Source organism: Microvirga terrestris (assembly GCF_015694425.1).
Lineage (GTDB): Bacteria > Pseudomonadota > Alphaproteobacteria > Rhizobiales > Beijerinckiaceae > Microvirga > Microvirga terrestris.
Map to the genome: position 1 here is coordinate 1 of NZ_JADQDN010000018.1, position 24,733 is coordinate 24,733.

A 24,733-nucleotide genomic window follows, 5' to 3' on the forward strand; every position below is an offset into this window, starting at 1 on the left:
CCGATCCTTGCGGATCGGCGCAAGGACACCGCCGCCTACGCTTCTCTTCCCCTCTCAACAATGTCAAAGAGCAAAATGCCTCCACTGGAGACAAAACAGAGCTTCCGCAGAACAGACTTTGATCCCGACTTAAAGTCGAGCCCAACAGCCCGGTCTCTGTGGAAGTTCTTGCCGGCAACAACCAAATGGCCGCCGTCGATGGGCCGTATATAGGCTGAACCCTTTTGGGGTGTCAACGGGCTTGTGAAAGTTTTTTGACGGTTCGGGAAAGCTGCTGATCGGCATGCCGCCGCACAGGTTTTTCCACCCCTTGCCTCACTGAGGACACAGAAAGACAGGAAGCAGGGCCGCGGCAGGCCGCCCTTCCCTACTGATGGGACCGGTGTCCTGTACAAGCTTATCTATTGACCTGTGCGGTTGGCGTCTCTTGTGCTAGATGGCCTTCTGGTGTCTGTGACAGCAACCCACCCGCATCGACACTCGACAGGGACCATGAGCCATCTTCCCCCCGACGACAGCCATGCCAGACGCGCTCGCAGGAATGCGCCGCATCTGTCGTACGGCATCGATCTGGGACATGAGCCACCCCTGAACAGCAGCGGCAACACCGCTCCTGAGATCGACAAGTGGGATGTCAATCTGCGCTGGCTTGGCGCCAGTGTTCTGACCGGTGTCACGGGAGCCGCCCTGATCGGTGCTTCCATCTATATTACCTTCGAAGGCGCGGCGATCTCGGCGCTGCCCCCCGAGCGCGCAGCCCTCAATGGCCGCACCTCATCGGCCAGGGACGAGGAGCGGGCGACGAACGTGGCCCGCAAGGCCGACCGGCTGAACATGACGGAGAACACGGTCTCCGCACGTCAGAGCTTCAAGGCCCCGATGACGATCCGCAACGGTGAGCGCGAGGCCATCAAGGTTCGCCAGTTCGTTCGCGTTGCTACGAGTCTCTCTCTCAGCTCCGGAACCTATGCGGCCGACATCCCACCCTTCAATCCCCTGCGCCTGTTTGCGGATGAGACGGAGGCGCGGGTCGAGCCGGCTCCGGAGGTCGCCGATGCCGACGTGTCGGTTCTCAGGCGCGATCTCGCTTCGGTCGCCATTGAGGCGAGCGCCCCGTCTCTGACCGATAACGACGTGATTGCGATTCTTGAGGAGGAACGCCGGGTCTTCAATGAGGCGGGCCGCCGAACCTCCGTGCCGATTCCAGCCCAGCAGATGCTGTCGAGGACGCTCCGGCCGCCGGAGGCCCTGGGCGATGCCCTCGGCTATGCGCGGGTGATCGACGCGCCCTTCAGCACGATCGAGGTTCGGGTCGTGCCGGAGAATGTGACCGACCTTCCGAAGATCGAGCAGAAGGCCATGCCGCCGCTCATCGAGGAGCGCGACGTGGTTCTCCGCAAGGGAGAAACCCTCGAGACAACCTTGCGCAGCTACGGGGGAACGCCAGAGCAGATCGCCGCCATCACCTCCGCCCTCTCGGCCCGGATGAGGGTGGATGGCATGACCGAGGGTCAGCGGCTGCGCATCCTGATCGCCCCCGGCCCCCGCTTGGGAGACCCGCGGCAGATCGTGCGCGTGATCGCGTTCGGCGAGCGGGGCATCGAAGGGATTGCTGCCACCAACGATCGGGGTGTCTTCGTATCTGTCACCCCTCCCGAAGATCCGGCGACGCGCCAGGTTGCAGACGCATCCGAGGAGGAAGGCGAGGAGGATGCCCGCGGCGGGGTGCGCCTCTATGAGAGCCTCTATGAGACGGCTCTCAAGAACGATCTTCCCCGCCAGACCGTGGACGAGCTGGTGCGCATCTTCGGCTACGATGTCGATTTCCAGCGCCGGGTCTCACAGGGCGACTCCTTCGAGGTCTTCTTCGGCGCAGACGACGAGAACGGCACGCCGGAGGTTCTCTACGCCTCCCTGACGGTGGGCGGGGAACCGCGCCGGGTCTACCGCTACCAGGGCGACGACGGCACGGTCGATTTCTTCGACGAAGCAGGTCGCTCCCTCAAGAAATTTCTCATCCGCAAACCTATCGCCGACGGCATCCTGCGATCTGGCTTCGGCTCGCGGTTCCATCCGATCCTGGGCTATTCGCGCCCTCATACCGGCGTCGATTGGGCCAACAAGGTCGGCACCCCCATCATTGCTGCCGGCAACGGCACAATCATCAAGTCCGAGTGGGATTCAGGCTATGGCCGTCGCGTCGAGTTGCAGCACACCAACGGCTATGTGACCGCGTACTCGCACATGTCGAGCTTCGCCAAGGGCATTGCCCCCGGCAAGAGGGTGCAGCAGGGCCAGGTCATCGGTTATGTGGGCAATTCCGGCCTCTCGACGGGCCCGCATCTCCATTATGAAGTCATCATCAATGGCAGCTTCGTCGATCCGCTGAAGATCCGCCTGCCCCGTGGGCGTGAACTCGAAGGCCGTGGTCTGGTGGAATTCAAGCGCCAGCGCGAACAGGTTGACGAGCTGATGTCCCACTCTGTGGCCTCCGCCAGCCTCTCCCAGCGCGCCGAAATCCGATAACCCTGTATGCTTGAACTGTTCGCGATCGTCCTGCCGGTCTTCGGTCTGATCGGCATCGGCTATGTGGCGCGTCAGACGGGCTTCGTCTCCGAGCGGGTCGGCGAAGGCCTGTCCGAGTTCGTCTTCACTCTCTCCCTTCCCTGCCTGATCTTCCGCACCCTTGTCCGGGCCGAGATCCCGCCCGTCCAGCCCTGGGGTTATTGGATCTCGTATTTCGCCGGCGTGGCCGTGGTATGGCTGCTGGCCACCGCCATCGGCCGGCATTTCTTCGGCATCAAAGGGGTCTCCGGTGTCGTCGCCGGGTTTTCGGCCGGCCAGGCGAACACCGTCTTCGTCGGAATCCCCATGATCCTCAAGGCTTATGGGGATGAGGGCGCCGTACCGCTCTTCCTGCTGATCGCCGTGCATCTTCCCGTCACCATGACACTCGCGACGATCCTGGCCGAGGGACGGCAGGCTTCGCCCCTCGTCATCCTGCGCCGCCTCCTGACCCATCCGATCGTGGTCGGGATCCTGGCCGGGTCGGCCTGCCGGCCGATTGCAGCTTATGTGCCTACCCCTGCCTGGCAGGTGATGGACCTTCTGGCGAGCGCGGCCGTGCCCTGTGCCCTCATCTCCATGGGGATTGCGCTACGCCGATATGGTCTGCAGATGGGCTGGAAGCTGCCGACGGTGATCTCCTTTCTGAAACTAGTGGTGCATCCGCTCGTGGTGCTGCTGCTCGCCACGCAGGTCTTCCAGATGCCGTCGGTCTGGGCGGGCGTTGCGGTGCTCTTCGCCTCATGCCCGTCCGGCATCAATGCCTATCTGTTCGCAGAGCGCTACGGGGAAGGCGTGGCCCTGGCCTCCAGCGCCGTGACGCTCTCAACCTTCCTGGCTCTGGGCAGCACGCTCGTCTGGCTTTATGTGCTCGGTGTAGGCTGAGGCCTAAAAGCCCAGGTGCTGCCGGATGCCCCGGGGCGTGGCACCCGCAGCCCGCAGTTCCGCCAAGGCCTGCGACTGACGACTTTTCGCCAGCTTGTCGCCCTCAGGATCGCGCACGAGCCCATGGTGATGGTAGAGCGGCGTCGGAAGCCCGAGCAGGGCCTGCAGCAGAACGTGGAGATCGGTGGCGGCCTCAAGATCCTGGCCGCGGACCACATGCGTGACGCCTTGGAGCGCGTCGTCCACCACCACGGAGAGATGATAGCTCGTCGGCGTATCCTTGCGCAGGATGACCGCATCGCCCCAGCGCCAGGGATCTGTCACCACCCTCTCCTCACGGCCTTCGCGGTCGAACCTGCAATAGCTGTGGGGCCCGGGCAGGAGTTTCTTCAAAGCAGTCATATCCAGCCGCCAGGCATGGGGCTCGCCGGCTGCGATGCGCCGTTCGATTTCGTCGGCCGATAAGTGCTGGCAGATGCCGGGATAGAGCGGGGCGCCGTCAGGATCGCGGGGCCAGGGCTGGCCGGTTTCCGCCTCCCGGCAGGCGACCGCCTCCGCAATGTCCTTGCGGGAGCAGAAGCACGGATAGAGGATGCCCCTCCCCTTCAGGGTGCGGAAGGCGGCGCGGTAATCGTCGAAATGCTCCGACTGCCGCCGGACCGGCTCTTCCCATTGAAGCCCGAGCCAGGCGAGATCTTCATAAATCGCCTGCTCGAACTCGGGACGGCAGCGTGTGGTATCGATATCCTCGATGCGCAGAAGCAGGCGCCCGTCAAAGCGGCGCGCGAAATCGGCATTGAGCAGGGCCGAATAGGCGTGGCCCAAGTGAAGCCGGCCGTTGGGGCTGGGGGCGAGTCGGAATACGGGCTTCGTCACGGGAGCCTGCTGGGACAGTAAGGAGCGCGAAGGAATGGCCACCCTCCTCGAAACGGACGCGGTTCTCAAGAGGGGCCTTAAGGCACTCGCGGAGGCTGATCCGGTCATGGCGCGGCTGGCCGCCGAGGGGGTCACGCCGCAACTGCGCAAGCGCCCGCCCGGTTTCGAGGGTCTCGCTTGGATCGTGCTGGGCCAGCAGGTTTCCACCGCGAGCGCCACCGCGATCTGGGGTCGCCTGCGGGCCATTCTCGAACCCGCGACCCCGGAGGTCTTCCTGCGGCTGTCAGACGAATCCTTGCGGGCGGCGGGCCTCTCGGCCGGCAAGGTCCGGACCCTTCGCGCCTTGGCGACGGAGATCATCGAAGGACGGCTGCCGCTCGACGGTCTCGGCGATATTCCGGCCGATGAGGCCCATGGCCTCCTCATGCGGGTGAAGGGGATCGGCCCCTGGACCGCCGACGTTTATCTGCTCTTCTGCTTGGGCCATCCGGATGCCTTTCCGAGCGGGGACCTTGCGGTGCAAGAAGCCGCCCGCCTCGCCTACGGTCTGGAGCAGAGGCCGGATGCCAAGGCGCTTAAAGCCCTGGCCGAAAGCTGGCGGCCCTGGCGCGGCGTCGCCGCCAAGGTGCTCTGGGCTTATTACCGGGTGGCGAAGGCGCGGGAGGGGGCGCCGGCTTGACGGCCAGGCCGTTCCGCTCTGCAATCGGCGAATTGTCAATGATCGGGGATATGCTTCATGGCCAGCATCGACGGTCCGCGCCTGGCGCCGCAATCGGGCGTGGCGAGGCAGCTCGTGGTCCTTCTCCATGGGCTCGGCGCGGATGGCAACGACCTGATCGAGCTCGGTGAGCAGTGGCGCAGCTCGCTGCCAGATGCCGCCTTCGTGGCTCCGCATGCGCCCGATCCCTGCAGCAACGTGCCCATGGGCCGGGAATGGTTTCCCCTCACCCTGACCGACCCGCGGGAGTTCTGGCGCGGCGTGACCTATGCGGCGCCGGGTCTCGACGCCTTCCTCGACCAGGAACTGGCCCGCCATGCCCTGCCGCCGTCGAAGCTCGCCCTCGTGGGCTTCAGCCAGGGCGCCATGATGGCGCTCCATCTGGGCCTGCGCCGCCCGACGCCCCCGGCGGCCATCGTGGGTTATTCGGGCCTTCTCGTGCTGGAGGACGGCGAGGGACCGGGGGGCCTGATGCCCTTGGCGCGGAATGCACCGCCGATTCTGCTGATCCACGGCGACCAGGACGATGTGGTGCCGGTCGAGATGTTTTTCTTCTCGAAGGAGACCTTGGGCGCGGCCGAGATCCCCTGTCAGTGGCATCTGTCGGCAGGGCTCGCCCACGGCATCGATGGGGAAGGCCTGCGGCAGGGTGGCCTTTTCCTGGCCCAGTCCTTCGGCCTTCCCTATCCTGGTCGGGCTTAAGCCCGAGCCGCCGCCAAGGCCGTATGGGCGCCAATGCGCAGCATGGCCATGTCGCTGCCGATGGCCACCAGGTGGAAGCCCTTGGCGGAGAGTTCCGCCGCCCGCGCACCTGAGACCGCATAGATGGCCGCGATCTTGCCAGCGGCCTTCACCCGGGTCAGGGCGTGATCCAGGGCCTTGTCCACCTCGGCGCTGGTCGGATCGACCCCTTTGCCGCCGGACAGCGCGATCGACAGGTCCGAGGGGCCGATGAAGACGCCGTCGATCCCCGGCACGGCCAGGATGTCGTCGATGATGGCGAGCGCCTCGCGGGTTTCCACCATGGCGAAGGAGACAGCCAGATCATTGGCCGTCCGGAGATACTCCCCGGGCTCGAGCCCCGTAAGCGCCAGCGCCCCGTAGGCGCCCCAGCTGCGCTCGCCCACGGGCGGAAACTTGGTGAAGGCGGCAAGCCGCCTTGCATCCTCAACCGTGTTGATCATGGGCGCGATGATGCCCGACGCGCCGGCATCGAGGTAGCGCGACGCGGTGGCGAAATCCCCGACAGGGATGCGCACCAGGGCCGGCTTTCCCGCTGCCGCGATCAGGGGAATGGCCTGAACGGAGGCGGCGAAATCGATGGAGCCGTGCTGCGTGTCCAGGGTGACGGCGTCGAAATCCTCCCGGGCCAGGATACCGGCCACGGACGGGTCCGGCAGGCCGCACCAGGCGGTGTACAAGGGCGCGCCGCCTTTCAGGCGCTCCGGGAACGATGAATGGATCGGCATGACGCCCTTTCGACGGGTGTTGAGGTTTTATGAGGCAGGGCGGCGGGTGAAGGGGGCCGTTACCGGCCCGCCTTGACCTCCTCGATGGCGCGCCCGGTCAGCTCGTTGAGCTTGGCCTGGAGTTCGGCATCGCCCGTCGTGTTTCCGGCGCCGTCGAGATCCCGGCGGACCTTGCGTAGGACGTCGGCATCGCCCGCTTCCTCGAAATCGGCCAGCACGACGCTCTTGGCATAAGCCTCGGCCTCGTCGCCGATCTTGCCCAGGTGCTCGGCCACCCAGAGCCCAAACAGCTTGTTTCGGCGGGCCGTGGCCTTGAAGCGCAGGTCCTCATCGTGGGCGAACTGCTTCTCGAAGGCGTTTCTCCGGTCGTCGAAAGAGGTCATCCCGTCATTCTCCTGATGTTTGGGCCTTCATGCGATATAAGGGCGCACTCGCGCGGATGCCAGACGCTCCCCATCTTTAAGACCGGTGCTTCGATCTCGCTGCCCGGCTTCAACTCACCTCCGCGTTGTGCTTGCCCGAGGGATCGGATAGGTTGGCCCCTTAAGCGGAGCGCCGGTCGAAAGCCGCGCTTGACGCTAGCCGCGGATCTAAAAATGACCATCCCCAGGAGCCACGGCACATGGATTTTCTCAAACCACGGTACACGCCTATGAATCGTCGCCGTCGCATCTATGAGGGCAAGGCGAAGGTCCTCTATGAGGGCCCGGAACCCGGTACGCTCATCCAGCACTTCAAGGATGACGCGACTGCTTTCAATGTCACCGCGAATGCCAAGAAGCATGAGGTGATCGACGGCAAGGGCGTGCTCAACAACCGGATCTCGGAATACCTCTTCCAGCATCTGAACGACATCGGCATCCCGACCCACTTCATCCGCCGGCTCAACATGCGCGAGCAGCTGATTCGGGAAGTGGAAATCATTCCGCTGCAGGTTGTCGTGCGCAACGTCGCGGCGGGTTCGCTCGCCACCCGCCTCGGCATTGAGGAGGGCACGCAGCTCCCGCGTTCGATCATCGAATTCTATTACAAGAACGACGCTCTCGGCGACCCGATGGTCTCGGAAGAGCACATCACCGCCTTCGGCTGGGCCTCGCCCCAGGAGATCGACGACATCATGGCGCTCGCCATCCGGGTCAATGACTTTCTGTCAGGCCTCTTCCTCGGCGTCGGCATCCGGCTCGTCGACTTCAAGCTGGAGACCGGACGTCTCTGGGAAGGCGAGATGATGCGCATCGTCGTGGCCGACGAGATCTCCCCGGATTCCTGCCGCCTCTGGGACATCAAGTCCAAGGACAAGCTCGACAAGGACCGGTTCCGCCGGGACATGGGCGGGCTGGTCGAGGCCTATACGGAGGTTGCCCGCCGACTCGGCATCCTGTCGGAGAACGACAATCCGGTCACTGGCGGCCCGCGCCTGGTGCAGTAAGCACTCCCTTTATCCAATCATGCGTAGCCCGGCCCCGTGCCGGGCTTTTTGTTGTCCGGATCCGACATGCCGGCTGCACAGGCTCTCACTGGAGTGCATTGAAGCGGCACAAGACATGAGGCTGCGCTCCCTCCCCTGGGCGGGGTGGCGGCTGCAGGCTGATCCTGGCTCGTCTCGGGCACTTATGAGGGAAGCGCGGGAGGCAAGGCGGCTTCGCTGCACTCCGGTGGAGCGGGCGAAGGATCGGGTCGGGACGGGAGATCCGCCCGGACGGGAAGCCCCTGGCCTCCCGCGCACGGCTTTTCGACCCTGAGCCTTGCGCTTCAGCCCATCAGGGACGAACCCTCAGAGAGCTTCACGGCGCGTCACGCGCAGCCCCGGGCGCACCGGTGCCGGCAAGGCTTGGGAGGAGCGGAGACAGGACCTGCCCGAACAGGTCGGTCTTTCTGCCTCCTCCACTCAGAGCCCCGGCATGCAGAACCAGCGTCTTGTCCCGCAGCGGCCAGAACCGCATCCCGCCTCCACAACCGACGCCTCGGGCGCGTCCCTCGTGAGGCAGGACACCCACATCTATAGCCAAGGTTAGGAGGATTGTTAAGAACAAATATAGAACAAACACCTGCACTCATCCCGGCTTGGCAGTCCCCGGGCTTGATCCGGGGATCAGTCCCGGCCATCCACGTCTTAGAATCCCTGCCACTGCAAAGACGTGGATCCCCGGCACAGGGCCGGGGATGACGCGGAGGGTGTCATTCCCGGAAGGACGCATCAGCGGAGGGGAAGGGAATCCATAGAGCCGAGCGTGTGAATGGATCCCCTTCCCGGCCTGCGGCCGCCGGGGATGACACCTGTGTTGCTTGCGCACCCTGAAACAGGGAGATGGCGGGTTTCGTCCCCATTCCCTTTCCGCTGGTTTCGCGCATAGATAGGGCCATGCTCCTCCGCCTGTTGGGTTTCAGCCTCCTGATCCTCTCTCTCGGCCTGTCCCTTGCCAGCTGTGGGTACATTCCCCGGCAGGTGGCAGGCCTGCAGACCGATGCATCCTGGGACGCCCTTCCTTTGCGGAAATGGCTGGCCGAGGATCGGTCGGAGCCGGTTGCGCTGGCCTTCTGCGCTCCGCCCGAATGCGGCCCAGGCCTCGCCGTGAGTGTCGTGCGCCTGACGGGAAAGGACGCGGACATCACGGAAGCCGTCCTGAAGGACCCGGAGCGTTTGGCCCGCGCCCTGCGCTCGCCGGCAGGCCGGGCGAAGCCGGTCAAGACCCACGTCACCGTCGCACGCCTGACGGACAGTCCCTATCCGGGCTTTGCCATCGATCTCGCGCCGGCCGACGGCAACAGGCGTCCGGCCTATGGCGCCGCCTTCGGCAGGCGCGAGGGCGAGACCCTGTCGGTGGTGCTGGTGATCGGCGAAATTCAGGATGCCGTGCGTGAAACGGCCAGGCAGGTGGCTGCCCGTGAATTGGGCTCCTGAGGGCGTTGTTTCTTGCAGCCTTTGCCTTTATGGCGTGGGGCACATCTTGAAACAGCCCGAGGCCCCCATGAAAGCGCGTGTCACCGTGACCCTCAAGAACGGCGTTCTCGATCCCCAAGGCAAGGCCATCGAAGGGGCGCTCAAGTCACTGGGCGTCGAGGGCATCGACGGCGTGCGCCAGGGCAAGGTCTTCGACATCGAGCTCGGAACCACCGACAAGGCCCAGGCGGAAGCTCAGCTCAAGGCTGCCTGCGAGAAGCTGCTGGCGAACACCGTCATCGAGAATTATCGCGTCGAGATCGCGTGAGGCTGACATGAAATCTGCTGTCATCGTCTTCCCCGGCTCCAATCGCGAAGGCGATGTGCTGCGGGCGCTGAAATCCGCCGGTTCCCAGGTGGAGAAGGTCTGGCATGCCGAGACTGAGCTGCCCAAGGGTACGGACCTCGTGGTCCTGCCGGGCGGCTTTTCCTATGGCGATTACCTGCGCTGCGGAGCCATCGCGGGCCGCGCCACTGTCATGGATGCGGTCCGCACCCATGCGGCCCGCGGCGGCCTCGTGCTCGGGATCTGCAACGGCTTCCAGATCCTGTGCGAGTCGGGGCTTCTGCCCGGCATCCTGATGCGCAACGCGAACCTGAAGTTCATCTGCCACCGCCAGTTCCTGCGGGTCGAGCGCAACGACACGGCGTTCACCCGCAACTACGCCAAGGACCAGCCCATCGATGTCTGCGTCGCCCACGGCGAGGGCAACTACACGGCCGACGAGGAGACCCTGAAGCGGCTCGAAGGCGAGGGCCTCGTCGCTTTCCGCTACTCCGATGCGCAGGGCCACATCACGCAAGATGCCAACCGCAACGGCTCGATGAACTCCATCGCGGGCATCTACTCCGAAAAACTCAACGTGCTCGGCATGATGCCTCATCCGGAAAACCTGATCGAAGACCTCGTGGGCGGCACCGACGGACGCGGCCTGTTCGAGAGCCTCGTGTCGAGCTTTGCGAAAGCGGCCTGACTCCAAGAGCGGGGACGAGACGCCCCCGCAGCCCTCATCCTGAGTGCCTGGCCGATGGAGAGTATGGCGCATGTTTCCCCTCCCCCTTGTGGGGAGGGTCAGGGTGGGGGTGTCGGCGCCAGAGCCTGAGAGATTGGCGCTCACACCCCCACCTCCAACTCCTCCCCACAAGGGGGAGGAGGGCTGCCGGCGCTTTTCCGGCCAGATAACGAAGACACTTGGTTGTCCATTCTCTCCCGCTCGGGAGAGGGTAACAAAGCGAGACCCCGATGATCCGCAACGACGTCGCCATCACCCCGGAGCTGGTCAAGGAGCACGGGCTCAAGCCCGACGAGTACGAGCGCTTCGTGACCCTGATCGGCCGCGAGCCGACCATCACCGAGCTCGGCATCGTGTCGGCCATGTGGAACGAGCATTGCTCGTACAAATCCTCGCGCATCCATCTGCGTGGCCTGCCGACGAAAGCCCCCTGGGTGATCCAGGGTCCGGGCGAGAATGCGGGCGTGATCGATATCGGCGACGGGCTCGCCTGCATCTTCAAGATGGAGAGCCACAACCATCCGTCCTTCATCGAGCCGTATCAGGGCGCGGCGACGGGCGTCGGCGGGATTCTTCGCGACGTGTTCACCATGGGGGCGCGGCCGATCGCGGCGCTGAACTTCCTGCGCTTCGGCGAGCCGGATCATCCGAAGACCCCGCACCTCGTCTCGGGCGTGGTGGCCGGCATCGGCGGCTACGGCAATTCCTTCGGCGTGCCGACCGTCGGCGGTTCTGTGGGCTTCGACAAGCGCTACAACGGCAACATCCTGGTCAACGCCATGGCGGTCGGCCTCGCCCGCACCGACGAGATCTGGTACGCGAAGGCGACCGGCATCGGCAACCCGATCGTCTATCTCGGCTCCAAGACCGGCCGCGACGGCATCCACGGCGCCACCATGGCGTCCGCCGAGTTCGACGACGCGTCGGACGAGAAGCGCCCCACCGTGCAGGTGGGCGACCCCTTCGCCGAGAAGCTGCTGCTGGAGGCCTGCCTCGAACTCATGAAGTCGGGCGCCGTTATCGCCATCCAGGACATGGGCGCGGCGGGGCTGACCAGCTCCGCGGTCGAGATGGGCGCGAAGGGCAATCTCGGCATCGAGCTCGACCTGGACAAGGTGCCCTGCCGCGAGGAGGGCATGACGGCCTATGAGATGATGCTGTCCGAGAGCCAGGAGCGCATGCTCATGGTGCTCAAGCCCGGAATGGAGCAAGAGGCCGAGGCCATCTTCCACAAATGGGGCCTCGACTTCGCGGTCATCGGCAAGACCACCGACACACTCCGCTTCGTCATCAAGCACGGGGGCGAGGTGAAGGCAGATCTGCCGATCAAGGAGCTCGGCGACGAGGCGCCTCTCTATGACCGTCCCTGGGTCGAGAGCCCGAAGCAGCCCGTGATCGTACCCGACAGCGTGAAGACTCCCATGTCCGAGGCCGAGGCGCTTCTGAAGCTTGTGGGCTCGCCGGACCAGTGCTCCAAGCGCTGGGTGTGGGAGCAGTACGACCACCTGATCCTCGGCAACACGGTCCAGACGCCGGGCGGCGACGCCGCCATCGTGCGCGTGGAGGACGGGCCGAAGGGCCTGGCGCTCACCACCGACGTGACGCCGCGCTATTGCGAGGCCGACCCGTTCGAGGGCGGCAAGCAGGCGGTGGCGGAGGCCTGGCGCAACATCACGGCGGTGGGCGGCCTGCCGCTTGCGATCACCGACAACCTCAACTTCGCGAGCCCTGAGCGGCCCGAATCCATGGGCCAGTTCGTCGGCTGCCTGAAGGGCATCGGCGAGGCGTGCAAGGCGCTCGATTTCCCCGTCGTGTCCGGCAACGTGTCGCTCTACAACGAGACCAACGGCCAGGGCATCCTGCCGACGCCCGCCATCGGCGGCGTCGGTCTCGTTGACGACGTGACGGTGAACGCCTCCGTGGCCTTCAAGCGCGAGGGCGAGGTCATCATCCTCATCGGTGCGACCCAAGGGTGGCTCGGCCAATCGATCTATCTCCGCGACGTCTGCGGCCGCGAGGATGGCGCTCCGCCGCCGGTCGATCTGGCCACCGAGAGGCGTAACGGCGACTTCGTGCGCCAGCTCATCCGCTCCGGCCAGGTGACGACCGTGCATGACCTCTCGGACGGCGGCATTGCCTTAGGCCTCGCCGAAATGGCCATGGCCGGCGGGGTCGGTGCCGAGATCACGGCCTTCCCGGAGAACCTGCCCCTCCATGCCTTCCTGTTCGGCGAGGACCAGGCCCGTTACCTGATCGCCGTGGATGAGGATGTGGCGGCCGACATCCTCTACGAGGCCGGCGCCATCGGCGTTCCGGCCGTGACCCTGGGTCTGACCGGGGGCGACGCGTTGATTCTGCCCGGGCAACAGGCCATATCCGTCAAGCAATTGAAGGCGGCCCACGAAGCCTGGCTGCCGAATTACATGACCGGCAAAGCGTGACCGCGAGGTCTGGAGGAGTTTGATCCATGCCAATGAATGCAGGTGAGATCGAAAGCATGATCAGGGCCGCCCTGCCGGATGCGGTGGTCGAGATCAAGGATCTGGCGGGCGACGGCGACCACTACGCCGCCACCGTCACGTCCTCGGCCTTCAAGGGCAAGTCGCGGGTTCAGCAGCACCAGATGGTCTATGCCGCGCTGCAGGGCCACATGGGCGGCACCCTGCACGCCCTTGCATTGACGACGCTGGCACCCGACAATTGAGACACGAACCCGGCGCCTTGACCGCCGCGGAACAGGAGAGACCTATGACCGACGCCCGTCAGGTGATCGACAACGAAGTGAAGTCCAGCGACGTCGTGCTCTTCATGAAGGGCACGCCTCAGTTCCCCATGTGCGGATTTTCTGGGCAGGTGGTGCAGATCCTGAACTACCTCGGCGTTCCCTATAAGGGCGTCAACGTGCTCGAGGACGAGACTGTGCGCCAGGGCATCAAGGACTATTCCAACTGGCCGACCATTCCCCAGCTCTACGTGAAGGGCGAGTTCATCGGCGGCTGCGACATCACCCGCGAGATGTTCCAGGCCGGCGAGCTGCAGCAGCTCTTCGTCGACAAGGGCATCCAGGTTCAGCAGAGCGCCTGATCGCGCTGCCTGCGAGGATCCAACAAGGCGGGGCCGGTGCCCCGCCTTTCTTTTTGGCGCCCCCTTCAGAACAGGGGGCGTCTTATGTCGCATTTCTCAAACGGCCCCGTTTCCGGCACAATGGCCATTCCGACTGGATCGACCGCTGCCACAACAAACCGAATGTAGCGGCTTACATTGGGGGCTTTCATGCTGGAACCGGAGACGAACGTCGTCGCCTTCAGGCCGCGCGCGGCCGTGGTGCATCATCCCAAGAGCCTCATGGAGCGGGTCTATGCCGCCGGCTCCCTTTCCTTGAGGGCCGATGACCGCGCCACCAAGGCGGCGGCCGTGATGCTGCAGGCCTTGGGCTTCCTGGTGATCGAGGAGATCACGGCCGACGGAGCCCCGCGCCGGCTCCAGCGCGGCGAGGCCAAGGGAGCCATGGACCGCCCCTGGCGGCTCTCGAAGCCGGCCTTTTCCGGCGCCATCGGCATTCCCGACGGCGGAGCCGTTCCGATCTAGCTCTGTTGGTGCTTGGCCGCCCAGGGTGTAGTCTGCCCGGATTGGGATCCGTACGCGGCGTGCGCTGCGGTTCAGGTGTGCCGCCTGCCGGTCCGCATCTCGAAACGATCTGGAAGGGGACTGGTCAATGTCGCCCGCCCAAGCCCGAATCTGCAAAGGCTGCTGGCAGCAGATGCGGATTCCCGTGCCCCTTCACGGCTTGGCCTCCGTGCCATTTCGAGCTTTCGGCATCCGCCCGAGCCGGATGAACCCGAACACCTGCACGGTCTGCGAGCTCATGTTCACGCGCATCATGAAGGCCCGCAAGATCCCGGTCGACGTCTCGATCCTGTTTGCGGATCTGAGAGGCTACACGGCCCTGTCGCAATCGCTCCCGCCCGATGCGGTCTCGTCCCTGCTCGATGCCTTCTATGACGAATGCGCGACGGCGATCTGGGATTACGACGGCCTCCTCAACAAGACGATCGGCGATTCCGTCATGGCCATCTTCAACTTCCCGATCCAGCAGCCCGATCACGCCGGGCAGGCGGTGCGGGCCGCCTGCGAGATTCAGCGCCGCTGCGAAGCCCGCCGCAGGACCCTGCTGGCTGAGAACCGGGGTCTCGAAGGGAGCGAGCTCGGGGTCGGAATCGGCATCGACTCCGGCACGGCCAGCTTCGGGGAGTTCGGCCGGGCCCATCGTGACCTGACTGCCATCGGACCCGTGGTGAACACGGCCGCCCGCGCGCAGGCTGCAGCCGGAACGGACGAAATCCTGGTGACCCGGGCGGTTTACGAACGGGCCGGGCCTGACCTGGTCAGAGGCGAAGGGCGGGACTATGAGCTCAAGGGCATCGAGGCTCCCGTGCAGCTCTACGCCGCTTAAGAGCGGTTCAGCGCCGCCTTCATGAAGGTAATGGCATCCGGCGAGGCCCACTCCGCCGGCCCCTTCAGAAGCGCGATCTCGCAGCCGGAGGCATCGACCACGAAGGTGGTCGGCAGGCCGACCACATGGCCGGATTTCTGCAGGACCTGCAGGAGCTTGCCCTCAGGATCGGCATGGTAGGCCAGATTAGTGATGCCGTTCTCCTTGAGCCAGGCCTTCGGCTTCTCGCGGTTGCGGGTGTCCACGTTGATCGCGACCACCTGGAAGTCCGGCCCGCCCAGCTCGGCCTGCAGCTTGTCCAGCGCCGGCATCTCCTCCCGGCACGGCATGCACCAAGTCGCCCAGAGGTTGACCAGAATGGTCTTTCCCTTGAAATCGGCAAGGCTCATGGGCCTCTCCTCGGGGCCCGTGAAGGCGATCACCGGAGGCGGCTTGGGCGTGCTGCTCACCCCGACCGCCGCCACCTCGCCCTTGGCGAGAGACTTCAGGCGCTCGGTCGTCTCCTTAGAGGCCCGGCATTCGGCGACGCCAGCCGGCACCGGAGCGTTGGGCGCAAGGCCGTACCAGGCCGCACCGGCGCCAGTAAGGATGAGAGCGGCAAGACCAGCCAACCAGTTTCTTCGGGATTTAGTTGAGTTAGACATCGTCCGTGATGTGGCCTCTTTCAGGCTTAGCCTCAAGCCCTAGTGCCTCTTTGGACCGCCCTCCTCCATCACGATACCGTAATGCTGGCACATCGCCAACGCGATGGCCATGGCAACCAAAGCCGCCGGGACCATCGCACGCTTCAATGGATGGCGTCAGATGATCAAGATGTCAGCCGCCGACAATCGAACATTGTTGAAATCGGCGATCTTCACTGCAGCAGCCCTGCCCGAACCATCCCTGTCGTACAGGAGGTCGTCCGTCACAGGATTGTAGATGAGATAGTCGTTAGAATCCCTGGCGCCGGTCCCCACCGTGAAGAACGCGCTTTTCAGCTTGCCTGGATTGAACTCGTTTCCTCGTCCGAGCTTTGTAAAGATGGCATTGTCAAGCACGACGGTATCGAACCTAGCATTGAAGTCGAGGATACGATCCACGTCGGAGCGCGTAGGTCTATCATTGAAATGGAAGTAGTCCCGACCAGTTCCGCCCCAAAGATCGTCACGCCCCCGGCCGCCATCCAGAGCATCGTTGCCGCCCAATCCTGAGAGGACATCACGTCCGTTACCGCCCGTGATGTCATTTCCTGTAAAGGAGCCTGAGAGCCTTAACCCCCTATTGGTTGTAGCCATTATGCACTCGATCTCGGTATCGAGTCTAAGCGAGAAGTTGACGCTCGTTAGAACCTTATCTGTTCCGCCGCCCCACCAATTGGGCAACAAGGCATCATCGAATTCTATGACGTAATCGGAAGTATTATCTACCACGTATGTGTCGTTGCCCGGACCGCCCGACATATAGTCAGCGCCCGCACCGCCGTTCAGAACGTTGGCTCCAGCATTGCCGGTCAAAGTATTATTGGCGTCATTACCGGTCAGATTGATAGCCCCCGTTCCACCGGCCTGCATATTCTCGAGGCCGACTGCCAGGGTATAATCCGACAGGAAGGTGATGACGGTATCGACACCTTCGCTGTCGGTGATCATATCGCCGACATTGTCGATAACATAGGTGTCGTTATTGGCGCCTCCGTTCAGAGAGTCCGCGCCAGCGCCGCCATCAAGAGAGTCGTTGCCTGCGTCGCCTGTCAGAACGTTGGCTCCGGCATTGCCGGTCAGGCTGTTGTTGCCGGCGTTGCCGGTGCCATTGATGTTAGCATCGCCGGTCAGGGTCAGGTTCTCGACAAATGCAGCTTCCACCGTCGCCAAGGTGAAAGAGACACTCGACCTGACTAAATCGGTACCTTCGTTGCTCAGCTCGGTAACGACATCCCCCGCATCATCGACAACATACGTGTCATTCCCGCTGCCGCCTGTGAGACTATCCGCTCCAGCGCCTCCGTTCAGTATATTATCTGATGCATTGCCTGTGATAGTGTTGGCAAGTGCATTCCCAAGAACATTGAAGAGTCCATCTTCTAGGGTTAAAAAGAATGTCGTATCATCCTCATCAAGAACAATGAGACGTAATTCTTCGTATCTACTCGGCATGGCGCTGCTCCAGACTACTTCCGGAAAGTCATTATATCTACGTCCGTTCTGTCGTAACGCCTGATTAACGATTTAACATAGCGTATCATAAACTCGCTTTTTCAAGTAGAAGAAACATTATTTGCAACTTTGTTACCCAATGATGAGCTCTGCCCTGGATAGGCGTTATCCTGTGGCTACCCTCTCGCATCCGAGAACGCTTCCCGCTATGGTACGGCCACGTTTCGGAGCCTCTGATGTCGTCCAGCATATCCCTTTCCCGCGCCGTTCTGAGCGCGGGCCTTGTTATTTTAAGCCTTTCGGCATGCGGCCGCCGCGGCGCGCTCGAGCCGCCGCCCAGCGCCTCGGCTCAGGCGGCCGAGGCTCAGCAGCAGGCGACGGCAGGCGAGTCCACCCTGCCCTCGCCGGTCGGCACGCCCCGTTCCACCCCGCGCCGGGGCTACACGATTCCCGATAAGCCCTTCATTCTCGATCCGCTGCTTTAGGCCTTTTCGATGCACCATTTTGCCTATCGCAACGGAATCCTCCATGCGGAGGGCGTCGATCTGCGCCGCCTTGCCGATGAGGTCGGCACTCCGTTCTACTGCTATTCCAGCGCGACGCTCGAGCGGCATTACCGGGTCTTCACCGAGGCCTTCGCCGACACGAACGCCCTCGTCTGCTACGCCATGAAGGCGAATTCGAACCAGGCGGTGCTCAAGACCCTGAGCCGTCTCGGCGCCGGCATGGACATCGTGTCCGAGGGCGAGCTGCGCCGGGCGCTTGCCGCCGGCGTGCCGGGTGAACGCATCGTGTTCTCCGGCGTCGGCAAGACCAAGCCTGAGATGGCCTTCGCGCTCGACAGCGGCATCCTGTGCTTCAACGTGGAATCGGAGCCCGAGCTTGAGGCGCTGTCCGAGGTCGCCGTATCCAAGGGCATGCGCGCGCCGGTCTCGATCCGCATCAACCCGGACGTGGACGCCAAGACGCACGCGAAGATCTCGACCGGCAAATCCGAGAACAAGTTCGGCATTCCGATCTCCCGCGCCCGCGAGGTCTATGCCCGGGCGGCCGCCCTCAAGGGCATCGCGGTCACTGGCGTCGACATGCATATCGGCAGCCAGATCACGGATCTGAGCCCCTTCGACAACGCCACCGCGCTGCTGGCGGAACTCGCCCGCGACCTGATGGCCGACGGTCACAAGCTGCATCACATCGATCTCGGCGGCGGCCTCGGCGTGCCCTATCGCGAGAACAACGAGCCGCCTCCCGATCCGCAGGCTTACGCCGCGATCATCAAGCGCCATACCAAGGATCTCGGCCTCAAACTCGTGTTCGAGATGGGCCGCCTGATCGCCGGCAATGCGGGCGTGCTCGTCGCCCGAGTGATCTACGTCAAGCAGGGTGCGGACAAGCCCTTCGTGATCGTCGATGCGGCCATGAACGACCTCATCCGCCCGACACTCTACGAGGCCCATCACGACATCAAGCCGGTGGCGGAAGCCTCGCCCGACACGCCGCGCATCGTCGCCGACGTGGTCGGCCCTGTCTGCGAGACAGGCGATTATCTGGCGCTGTCCCGCGACATGCCCCATGTGAAAGCCGGCGACCTCATCGCCATCATGACCGCCGGCGCCTATGGGGCCGTTCAAGCGAACACCTACAACACCCGCTTGCTCGTTCCCGAAGTGCTCGTACGCGGCGACGACCACGCTGTGGTGCGCCCACGCCCCTCTTACGAGGACCTGATCGGCCTCGACCGGATTCCTGGCTGGCTGGGCTGACGAAGCCGATCGTCCATCAAAACAAAAACCCCGGCGCTGTTCACGCCGGGGTTTTTGTTGAGCCTGTTTCTCCGCTCAGATGACGAAGAAATCCTTCTCGGTGAGCGGAAGGCCCTTCTTGATCGTTGCAATCTTGACCTGCGCGCCGCGGCCGGTGCCATCCTGGTCATAGTAGAGCGCGCCAGTGGCCTTGTCGTAGACGATCCGGTCGGATGAATCGTGCGCGGTCTTGCCGGTCCAGAACAGATCCTTGGCGAGCTTGCCGGGCTTGAGCTCCGTGCCCTTGCCGACCTTCGTGAACACCGCGTTGTCGAGCCAGATCGAATCGTCCTTGACCGAGAAGTCGCCGATCTTGTCGACATTGGTCTTCTTGTTCGTCTTGGTGTCGAACACGAAGATGTCCTTGCCCTTGCCACCGGTGAGCACATCGTTGCCCAACGCGCCGAAGAGCTTGTCATCGCCGAGACCGCCGCCGATGGTGTCCTTGCCGGCACCGCCCTTGATCATATCGTTGGAGGCTGAACCACTTGTCCGCTCCGGATTCACATCGTCGACTTTGATCGTGACCACCGTGTCGTTGGACAATCCTTGTGCGTCGGTCGCCCTGAGCGTGAAGGTATAGTCCTTGCGCTGCTCGTGATCGACCCGGATGCCATTCGTCACCACCAGCCAGGTTATCCCACCCTGCGTGTCAAGCCGGAATGGAGCGTCACCGGCACCGACAAGGGAATAGGTGACGGCATCGCCTTTGTTCGGATCGGATCCGCTGACCGTGCCGACCGCTGCGCCATCTTCCACCAGTTCCTTCACGGTGCTGTTCGAAAGAGTCGGCTTGCCGGGCGCACGGTTCGCAGTCCTGGCCTCTACCGTGATCGTCTTAGGCTCGGACAAAAGACCCGATGAGTCGGTCGCTACGATCTCGAATGTCGTCCTCTCGATGGTTCCGACAGCATCGCTACGGTCTCGTGGGTCGAATTGCAGCGCGCGCAGATCGTCGGTGATGTCCAGCGGGTGACCTTCTATCGTATAGGTACCGGCGGCCGCATCGTAAGTGCCGACATTCTTCGAGCCTAGGATCAGACTGCCTTTCGTCGGGTCGAAAGTGACCGTTACCTTCACCGAAGAGCTGTCGTCCTCAATCCGAACTCCTGCGAAAGCCGACAGGGAGCCTGTGTCGGCACCTTCGACAACACTTCTCCCATAGATGAGTACGGTCGGGTTCACTGCCCTTGCCGAAATGGCGACATTGACGGACGCCCATGTTGCGGATCCGCCTGCGTCTACGAGAGTGATGTTGATGTCACGCGGACCCAAGACGGGCGTACCGGTGGCAATGTTCTGGTAGGACAATGCCCGCACGAGTTCCTGCACGCGGGCCGGCGTTGCCTGCGCGGTCAGATAAATTTCCAGGCCGGCCTGCCCGGTGCCATCCGCAGTGATCCCCCCGATCCAAACGCCATCGACCGAGATCGCATCGTCCTGGATCTTGACCCTGGGTGTCTCGCTGATGACCAGCCGGTCCTGGGAGTTCACCCGGTTGGCGATCTTCACGATCAGCTGCGTGTAATAGGGTGGCGCAGAGGGTATTTCCGCATCCAGGCCGGCATCAAGCCGGATGATCGAACCGATGGGCGCGATCACCTGGTCCCCGTTCAGATTCAGGATCTCGCCGATGCCCTTCACATAGGTGCCGCTCGCATCTTTGACGGTCTCGATGCCCTGCCGGAACAATTGGTAGCGCTGTATCTCTGACAATGTCACGCCTGAAAGGACGACCTTGTCTTCTTCGAAATCATCGCCATGGATCAGCAGAGCGGTTGCCGCATCCTCGACCGTTAAGGTCGCTGAAGCTCCTGTCAGCGTGATGCTTTCAATCCCATTGACGGCCATGTCGGTTAGGTTGAACGTTCCGCCACCGGCCAGTTCCAACGTGTCGTTCCCGCCGCCGCCGCTGATCGACTCGATGCCGCTCAGGCGTGCCACGTTCGTGATGATCGTGTCTTCTTCGCCGGTTCCCGTGATAGCCTCGAAGCCACGAAATTCCAGAGGTGCCCGAAGGTCGAGGGTTCCGGCCTCGATCATCTCCAGGATGTCTTCGCCATCACCGCCATCGACCCTGTCGCCGGATGAAAGCCCGCCTGCTTGAACCTGAAGGGTATCAACCTCGACTCCTGCCGTGCCGAAGGCGACCTCGGCATCCGCCGTCAGAACAGGCGCGTCCGCAAGGGTGAAGACACGCTGCGCGACGCCGCTTTGCTTGTCTTCGCCCTGGTTCCAGTTGGACCAGGCGGCAACCCAACGTCCATCGCCGATATAGGAGACATCCGCTTCCCGATTCCACTGGCTTCCAAGCCAGGCCGCAACCGGCATCTCCAGGCCGATCGGGTTGCCGTTGCTGTCGAAAAGGCGCTGAAATACGTCGTAACCGGACGAGTACGTGACGATCCAGCCCCCGTTCGGCAGAACCTCGACCTTGGGTTCGTGCTGATCGCCCGTCTCAACCGTGTTGATCTTGAGAGGCTGGGTGAATTGCGCTTCCCCCTGTGCATTGAACTTCTGCAGGAAGACGCCCTGTCCGTTCGAATCCGCCCCTGCCCAAACCACGAGGAAGCCGTCTCCGAGAGCCTTGATCTGAGGCATCGGATACTTGGCGATGCCCGAGGCAATCACATGTTCAGTGGCGAAAATTGGGGTCCCGTTTGGATCCAGGACCTGCAGAACGATCTCGTGAGGAGCATCGTTTCTTGCCTGCCGTGACCAAACGACCGCGGTACCGCCGTCGATTGCCGCTGCATCCTGCGTTCCCATTTCGGATCGACGCAGAGTGCTGATGCGCCGGTCGACAACTTTACCCTGGTCGTCCAGATACTGAGCCTCGCCATTGGCGTCGTATCGCTGTTGGAAAACACCCCCCAGATACCTGTCCACCCAGGTCACGAGCCACCCGTCCGACAGGACGGTGATCTCGGGGCAGACCTGGTCTCCAATAGACGACTGATTGACCTTGATCTCGGTTGCGAAGAGCGGATTTCCATCGGCGTCGAAGCGCTGGACGAAGATGTCCTCATCGTATCCTCGCGCCCATGTCACCAGCCATCCGCCTTCAAAAGCCACGACGGACGAATCTCGCTCTGACTCGGAGGGGCTGGCAACCTCAACAACGTTGATGCGCCGCTCCTGCGTGAAAGCCGGTGTGCCGTCGCTGTTGTAAACCTGCTGGTAGAGGCCTCGCCCTGCCGGGCCATATCCATCCCAAGTGACGACCCAGCGGCCGTCGCCCAGGGATGTCACGGACGGGTCTCCCTGATAGACCTTCTGAGGGTCGTTTCCTTCGGAGTTGACCTGAGTTTCTTCCCCTGATCGCAGTACATTGAATGCCATTGGTGCGCTCCCCCAGACAAGCTGATGTCTCACACCCACGGGGACGTTTATGCTGAGGCAATGCCATGAGTGAGAAAGACTTCCCACCATAGTATCAACTCATTATATCATTACAAGTATCGTTTAGAAGTTGCCTCTTGAAACAAAGTATCAATAATACTGACCTTGATTATCTCCAATGTAAGCATCTTCGTTTAAAGCCGAGTTGCTGGCGACTGCATTGATGATGAATCAATTCAACCGGATGGCAGCTCATCGCGCCATCCGGCTGGTCGACCCGGCTTGTCCCGCCCCAAATCAGATGACGAAGAAGTCCTTGTTGGTCATCGCGAGCTTCTTGGAGAGCGTGGCGATCTCCACGGCGGCTTTGGAGCCCGAACCGTCGACATCATAAGACAGCTTGCCGGTCTTCTTGTTGTAGACGATGTAGTCGTCCTTGTCCTTGGCCTTGTCCCCGACGACGAAGAAGGCCTTCTTCAATTGGGCGGGCGCTGTCTCGGAACCCTTCTTGCCGAGCTTGCTGAAGATCTTGTTCTCCAGCCAAATGGAATCGTCCGACACGCTGAAATCGGCAACCTTGTCGAGATTGGTCTTCTTGTTCGGCTTGGAATCGAACACGAACACATCCTGCCCGCCACCGCCGGTCAGAACATCCTTGCCCGCGCCGCCATAGAGCGTGTCGTTGCCCGTATTCCCGACAAGACTGTCATTGCCGGCCAAGCCCTTGATGACGTCGCGGCCAGCCGTGCCGTTGAGACCATCGGCCTTCGCCGTGCCGGTGATGACGTCGATCTCGTCGGTTACATTGACTGTGAAATCCCTGGAAACCGTGTAGCTCCCATCGGATAGGATCATCTTGGCGATATTTTGCGAGGAGTTTTCGTAGTCGAGTTTTACACCCGAGCGGACGACAACCTCGTAATTGCCGTCTCCGCGATCCACAAGATCGAACAAAGCCTCGCTTTCAGGGGACAAGGTGCAGTCGAGATCATCATAGTCAAGATCGGTTACCTTGAACCTGGCCACGACGGTGCTGCCTCCGGCACCCTCCTTCACAGTAATAGGAGTAGCGCCAGTCACTGTGGGAGCATAGCCGCCGAAAACCAGGTCGAAACTTTCTTCGAACGAATTGAACCCATCAGTAGCCGTCACACTGAAGCTGTGCTGCGCTTCATCATTGTAATCAAGGGTCACGCCCTGCTTGATAAAGACACCGCACGTGCCGTTCGCATTCTTCACGAGAGTGAACAGACCAGCGTTCTCGCCTGAGAGGGTGTAATCGACTGCCTGCCCCTCCGGATCGTATCCCACGAGGGTACCGACGAGGGTGCCGGCCGGCGCGTTCTTTGCAACCTCAAGGAACTCGAAAGTGGCCTCCGGCTCCTGGTTTTGATTGATGTTGAGAAAGACGGTTTCCGATGTCGTGTTGTTGGCGTCGTCGGTCACTTCGACCACGAAGCTCTGAAAGGCAGTTCTGTCCGATCGAAGGGTCACACCCTGCTTCACCACGACGTTCCATGTGCCGTCGTTATTGTCGACCAGACTGAACCATTGGGCGCTGGCTGCGGAGAGCTTGTACGTCAGCACACCATCCTCGGGATCTTCGGCGCTGATCACCGCGACGAGGGTTCCTCCTTTGGATCCATCGAGCACTTCTATCGACTCGGCGGTCACCTCCGGCGCTTCGTTCACATCGGTGACTGTGAGCGTGACCTGTTTCACATAAAACAGGCCTTTGGCATCCGTGACCTTCACATAGACCAAATAATTTTCGCCGATGGCTGCATCGACGAGATCAGAAGCCACTACGATTTCATTGCTTGAGATGCCGAAAAACGGGTGGTCGTACTCGGTCGTGCCGGTCTCGTCCGCGACGATCGTATAGGTCAGCAGGTCGCCTCGGTCTGGGTCTTGGCCCGCCAAGGTGGCAACAGTTGCACCGAGAATGGCGTTATCCCCGATGGTTCCGCCTGTGACGATGATGTCCGTGGGGCGCTCGTTCACGTTGGTGACGCTGACGATCACCGGCGAGGCCTCAACCGGGGTGCCCTGGGTTCCAATTGCCTGAATATTAAGTGAGAACTGCTTCTGGTCGCCTTCGAAGTCGAAGCCGCCGGATTTTACGACAACCTGGTTCCCGTTGATGATTTCGAAGCGGTTATCGTCCAACGTGAACGTGAACGTCTCTCCGACACCAACTTCTCCCATGACGCCGAGAGTGCCGATGAGATCGCCTTTCTGAGCATTTTCAGCAACCGTACTGGACGAAAGAACGAGCGTAGCCATGGAGTGCCCCGAAGATAAAAATGTAATTTTGTTATAATTCGCCTTGTACCGTTATGACGTTCAAAAGGTCAAGGAATTTTCCTATTCCGAGCTGATTGGTCATGACGGCTGACAGGGCTGATACAGCTTCGGTTGATGAAAGCCGCGGTCACCTCTTCTTGAACCTCCGTGCCGATTTGACCGCTGGTCATGCGGGGCTGCCGTGCTAGCTTCCTCACGGGGCGTCTGCACATGGGCGTGCAGCGGGA

At 62.5% G+C, this 24,733-nt stretch carries 23 protein-coding genes; 15 read left to right on the top strand and 8 right to left on the bottom strand.

Going from position 1 to position 24,733, the window contains the following annotated elements; translation table 11 throughout:
• Nucleotides 1-492: 492 nt before the first annotated feature.
• Nucleotides 493-2,526: a M23 family metallopeptidase gene (locus I2H36_RS19240; RefSeq protein ID WP_196265518.1), complete on the top strand. Its 2,034-nt coding sequence runs from the start codon at nt 493-495 to the stop codon at nt 2,524-2,526.
• A 6-nt stretch (nt 2,527-2,532) separates the two neighbouring features.
• Complete coding sequence (locus I2H36_RS19245) at nt 2,533-3,450, top strand: AEC family transporter (protein ID WP_196265519.1); 918 nt, start codon at nt 2,533-2,535, stop codon at nt 3,448-3,450.
• A 3-nt stretch (nt 3,451-3,453) separates the two neighbouring features.
• Here the strand turns inward: I2H36_RS19245 and gluQRS are convergent, their stop codons facing one another.
• Nucleotides 3,454-4,326 carry a tRNA glutamyl-Q(34) synthetase GluQRS gene (gluQRS, locus tag I2H36_RS19250; protein WP_343234482.1) on the bottom strand — a complete coding sequence of 291 codons (873 nt, stop codon included), beginning with the start codon at nt 4,324-4,326 and terminating at the stop codon, nt 3,454-3,456.
• A gap of 34 nt (nt 4,327-4,360) precedes the next feature.
• On the opposite strand from gluQRS, the gene I2H36_RS19255 reads away from it, so the two are divergent.
• A complete protein-coding gene (locus I2H36_RS19255; RefSeq protein ID WP_196265521.1) occupies nt 4,361-5,005 on the top strand; it encodes a DNA-3-methyladenine glycosylase family protein in 645 nt (214 codons plus the stop codon).
• 57 nt (nt 5,006-5,062) lie between these two features.
• Complete coding sequence (locus tag I2H36_RS19260) at nt 5,063-5,746, top strand: alpha/beta hydrolase (protein ID WP_196265522.1); 684 nt, start codon at nt 5,063-5,065, stop codon at nt 5,744-5,746.
• On the opposite strand, the gene I2H36_RS19265 is transcribed toward I2H36_RS19260, so the two are convergent.
• A complete protein-coding gene (locus tag I2H36_RS19265) occupies nt 5,743-6,513 on the bottom strand; it encodes an HpcH/HpaI aldolase family protein (RefSeq protein WP_196265523.1) in 771 nt (256 codons plus the stop codon). The genes I2H36_RS19260 and I2H36_RS19265 overlap by 4 nt on opposite strands.
• Before the next feature lie 59 nt (nt 6,514-6,572).
• Nucleotides 6,573-6,896 carry a DUF1476 domain-containing protein gene (locus I2H36_RS19270; protein WP_196265524.1) on the bottom strand — a complete coding sequence of 108 codons (324 nt, stop codon included), beginning with the start codon at nt 6,894-6,896 and terminating at the stop codon, nt 6,573-6,575.
• Nucleotides 6,897-7,135: 239 nt separating this feature from the next.
• On the opposite strand from I2H36_RS19270, the gene purC reads away from it, so the two are divergent.
• Nucleotides 7,136-7,942 (top strand): phosphoribosylaminoimidazolesuccinocarboxamide synthase, encoded by an 807-nt coding sequence (purC, locus tag I2H36_RS19275; protein WP_183452464.1) that lies wholly within the window; start codon nt 7,136-7,138, stop codon nt 7,940-7,942.
• Between the two features lie 355 nt (nt 7,943-8,297).
• Here purC and I2H36_RS19280 read toward each other — a convergent pair whose 3' ends face one another.
• Nucleotides 8,298-8,456 (bottom strand): hypothetical protein, encoded by a 159-nt coding sequence (locus I2H36_RS19280; RefSeq protein ID WP_196265525.1) that lies wholly within the window; start codon nt 8,454-8,456, stop codon nt 8,298-8,300.
• A 419-nt stretch (nt 8,457-8,875) separates the two neighbouring features.
• On the opposite strand from I2H36_RS19280, the gene I2H36_RS19285 reads away from it, so the two are divergent.
• From I2H36_RS19285 to I2H36_RS19320, 8 genes are all read left to right on the top strand, one after another.
• Complete coding sequence (locus I2H36_RS19285) at nt 8,876-9,415, top strand: hypothetical protein (protein ID WP_196265526.1); 540 nt, start codon at nt 8,876-8,878, stop codon at nt 9,413-9,415.
• 67 nt (nt 9,416-9,482) lie between these two features.
• A complete protein-coding gene (gene purS, locus I2H36_RS19290; protein WP_183452460.1) occupies nt 9,483-9,722 on the top strand; it encodes a phosphoribosylformylglycinamidine synthase subunit PurS in 240 nt (79 codons plus the stop codon).
• 7 nt (nt 9,723-9,729) lie between these two features.
• Nucleotides 9,730-10,428, top strand: coding sequence for a phosphoribosylformylglycinamidine synthase subunit PurQ (gene purQ, locus I2H36_RS19295; RefSeq protein ID WP_196265527.1), 699 nt, complete (start codon nt 9,730-9,732; stop codon nt 10,426-10,428).
• A 269-nt stretch (nt 10,429-10,697) separates the two neighbouring features.
• Nucleotides 10,698-12,908 carry a phosphoribosylformylglycinamidine synthase subunit PurL gene (purL, locus tag I2H36_RS19300; RefSeq protein WP_196265528.1) on the top strand — a complete coding sequence of 737 codons (2,211 nt, stop codon included), beginning with the start codon at nt 10,698-10,700 and terminating at the stop codon, nt 12,906-12,908.
• A gap of 26 nt (nt 12,909-12,934) precedes the next feature.
• On the top strand, nt 12,935-13,171 hold the full coding sequence (locus I2H36_RS19305) for a BolA family protein (RefSeq protein WP_196265529.1): 237 nt from the start codon (nt 12,935-12,937) through the stop codon (nt 13,169-13,171).
• A 44-nt stretch (nt 13,172-13,215) separates the two neighbouring features.
• Complete coding sequence (gene grxD / locus I2H36_RS19310; protein ID WP_196265530.1) at nt 13,216-13,551, top strand: Grx4 family monothiol glutaredoxin; 336 nt, start codon at nt 13,216-13,218, stop codon at nt 13,549-13,551.
• 189 nt (nt 13,552-13,740) lie between these two features.
• Complete coding sequence (locus I2H36_RS19315; RefSeq protein ID WP_196265531.1) at nt 13,741-14,055, top strand: hypothetical protein; 315 nt, start codon at nt 13,741-13,743, stop codon at nt 14,053-14,055.
• 127 nt (nt 14,056-14,182) lie between these two features.
• Nucleotides 14,183-14,920, top strand: coding sequence for an adenylate/guanylate cyclase domain-containing protein (locus I2H36_RS19320; RefSeq protein WP_196265532.1), 738 nt, complete (start codon nt 14,183-14,185; stop codon nt 14,918-14,920).
• Here I2H36_RS19320 and tlpA read toward each other — a convergent pair.
• Together tlpA and I2H36_RS19330 are read right to left on the bottom strand one after the other, a co-directional pair.
• Entirely contained in the window at nt 14,917-15,564 is a 648-nt protein-coding gene (tlpA, locus tag I2H36_RS19325; protein WP_196265533.1) for a thiol:disulfide interchange protein TlpA, read from the bottom strand. The genes I2H36_RS19320 and tlpA overlap by 4 nt on opposite strands.
• Before the next feature lie 156 nt (nt 15,565-15,720).
• Entirely contained in the window at nt 15,721-17,055 is a 1,335-nt protein-coding gene (locus I2H36_RS19330; protein ID WP_196265534.1) for a calcium-binding protein, read from the bottom strand.
• A gap of 236 nt (nt 17,056-17,291) precedes the next feature.
• On the opposite strand from I2H36_RS19330, the gene lptM reads away from it, so the two are divergent.
• Nucleotides 17,292-17,540: an LPS translocon maturation chaperone LptM gene (gene lptM, locus I2H36_RS19335; protein ID WP_196265535.1), complete on the top strand. Its 249-nt coding sequence runs from the start codon at nt 17,292-17,294 to the stop codon at nt 17,538-17,540.
• 9 nt (nt 17,541-17,549) lie between these two features.
• The gene (gene lysA / locus I2H36_RS19340) at nt 17,550-18,818 is read left to right on the top strand and encodes a diaminopimelate decarboxylase (RefSeq protein WP_196265536.1); all 1,269 of its coding nucleotides are present in this window, start codon (nt 17,550-17,552) and stop codon (nt 18,816-18,818) included.
• A 75-nt stretch (nt 18,819-18,893) separates the two neighbouring features.
• Here the strand turns inward: lysA and I2H36_RS19345 are convergent, their stop codons facing one another.
• Both I2H36_RS19345 and I2H36_RS19350 read right to left on the bottom strand, forming a co-directional pair.
• The gene (locus I2H36_RS19345) at nt 18,894-22,199 is read right to left on the bottom strand and encodes a cadherin domain-containing protein (RefSeq protein ID WP_196265537.1); all 3,306 of its coding nucleotides are present in this window, start codon (nt 22,197-22,199) and stop codon (nt 18,894-18,896) included.
• 297 nt (nt 22,200-22,496) lie between these two features.
• Entirely contained in the window at nt 22,497-24,485 is a 1,989-nt protein-coding gene (locus I2H36_RS19350; protein WP_196265538.1) for a calcium-binding protein, read from the bottom strand.
• Between the last annotated feature and the right edge of the window lie 248 nt (nt 24,486-24,733).

Excerpts from the sequence above, each read along its gene's own strand:
- I2H36_RS19240 (WP_196265518.1), top strand. The coding sequence starts at position 493 with ATGAGCCATCTTCCCCCCGACGACAGCCATGCCAGACGCGCTCGCAGG.
- I2H36_RS19245 (WP_196265519.1), top strand. The coding sequence starts at position 2,533 with ATGCTTGAACTGTTCGCGATCGTCCTGCCGGTCTTCGGTCTGATCGGC.
- I2H36_RS19255 (WP_196265521.1), top strand. The coding sequence starts at position 4,361 with ATGGCCACCCTCCTCGAAACGGACGCGGTTCTCAAGAGGGGCCTTAAG.
- I2H36_RS19260 (WP_196265522.1), top strand. The coding sequence starts at position 5,063 with ATGGCCAGCATCGACGGTCCGCGCCTGGCGCCGCAATCGGGCGTGGCG.
- I2H36_RS19265 (WP_196265523.1), bottom strand. The coding sequence starts at position 6,513 with ATGCCGATCCATTCATCGTTCCCGGAGCGCCTGAAAGGCGGCGCGCCC.
- I2H36_RS19270 (WP_196265524.1), bottom strand. The coding sequence starts at position 6,896 with ATGACCTCTTTCGACGACCGGAGAAACGCCTTCGAGAAGCAGTTCGCC.
- purC (WP_183452464.1), top strand. The coding sequence starts at position 7,136 with ATGGATTTTCTCAAACCACGGTACACGCCTATGAATCGTCGCCGTCGC.
- I2H36_RS19280 (WP_196265525.1), bottom strand. The coding sequence starts at position 8,456 with ATGCGGTTCTGGCCGCTGCGGGACAAGACGCTGGTTCTGCATGCCGGG.
- I2H36_RS19285 (WP_196265526.1), top strand. The coding sequence starts at position 8,876 with ATGCTCCTCCGCCTGTTGGGTTTCAGCCTCCTGATCCTCTCTCTCGGC.
- purS (WP_183452460.1), top strand. The coding sequence starts at position 9,483 with ATGAAAGCGCGTGTCACCGTGACCCTCAAGAACGGCGTTCTCGATCCC.
- purQ (WP_196265527.1), top strand. The coding sequence starts at position 9,730 with ATGAAATCTGCTGTCATCGTCTTCCCCGGCTCCAATCGCGAAGGCGAT.
- purL (WP_196265528.1), top strand. The coding sequence starts at position 10,698 with ATGATCCGCAACGACGTCGCCATCACCCCGGAGCTGGTCAAGGAGCAC.
- I2H36_RS19305 (WP_196265529.1), top strand. The coding sequence starts at position 12,935 with ATGCCAATGAATGCAGGTGAGATCGAAAGCATGATCAGGGCCGCCCTG.
- grxD (WP_196265530.1), top strand. The coding sequence starts at position 13,216 with ATGACCGACGCCCGTCAGGTGATCGACAACGAAGTGAAGTCCAGCGAC.
- I2H36_RS19315 (WP_196265531.1), top strand. The coding sequence starts at position 13,741 with ATGCTGGAACCGGAGACGAACGTCGTCGCCTTCAGGCCGCGCGCGGCC.
- I2H36_RS19320 (WP_196265532.1), top strand. The coding sequence starts at position 14,183 with ATGTCGCCCGCCCAAGCCCGAATCTGCAAAGGCTGCTGGCAGCAGATG.
- tlpA (WP_196265533.1), bottom strand. The coding sequence starts at position 15,564 with ATGTCTAACTCAACTAAATCCCGAAGAAACTGGTTGGCTGGTCTTGCC.
- I2H36_RS19330 (WP_196265534.1), bottom strand. The coding sequence starts at position 17,055 with ATGCCGAGTAGATACGAAGAATTACGTCTCATTGTTCTTGATGAGGAT.
- lptM (WP_196265535.1), top strand. The coding sequence starts at position 17,292 with ATGTCGTCCAGCATATCCCTTTCCCGCGCCGTTCTGAGCGCGGGCCTT.
- lysA (WP_196265536.1), top strand. The coding sequence starts at position 17,550 with ATGCACCATTTTGCCTATCGCAACGGAATCCTCCATGCGGAGGGCGTC.
- I2H36_RS19345 (WP_196265537.1), bottom strand. The coding sequence starts at position 22,199 with ATGGCATTCAATGTACTGCGATCAGGGGAAGAAACTCAGGTCAACTCC.
- I2H36_RS19350 (WP_196265538.1), bottom strand. The coding sequence starts at position 24,485 with ATGGCTACGCTCGTTCTTTCGTCCAGTACGGTTGCTGAAAATGCTCAG.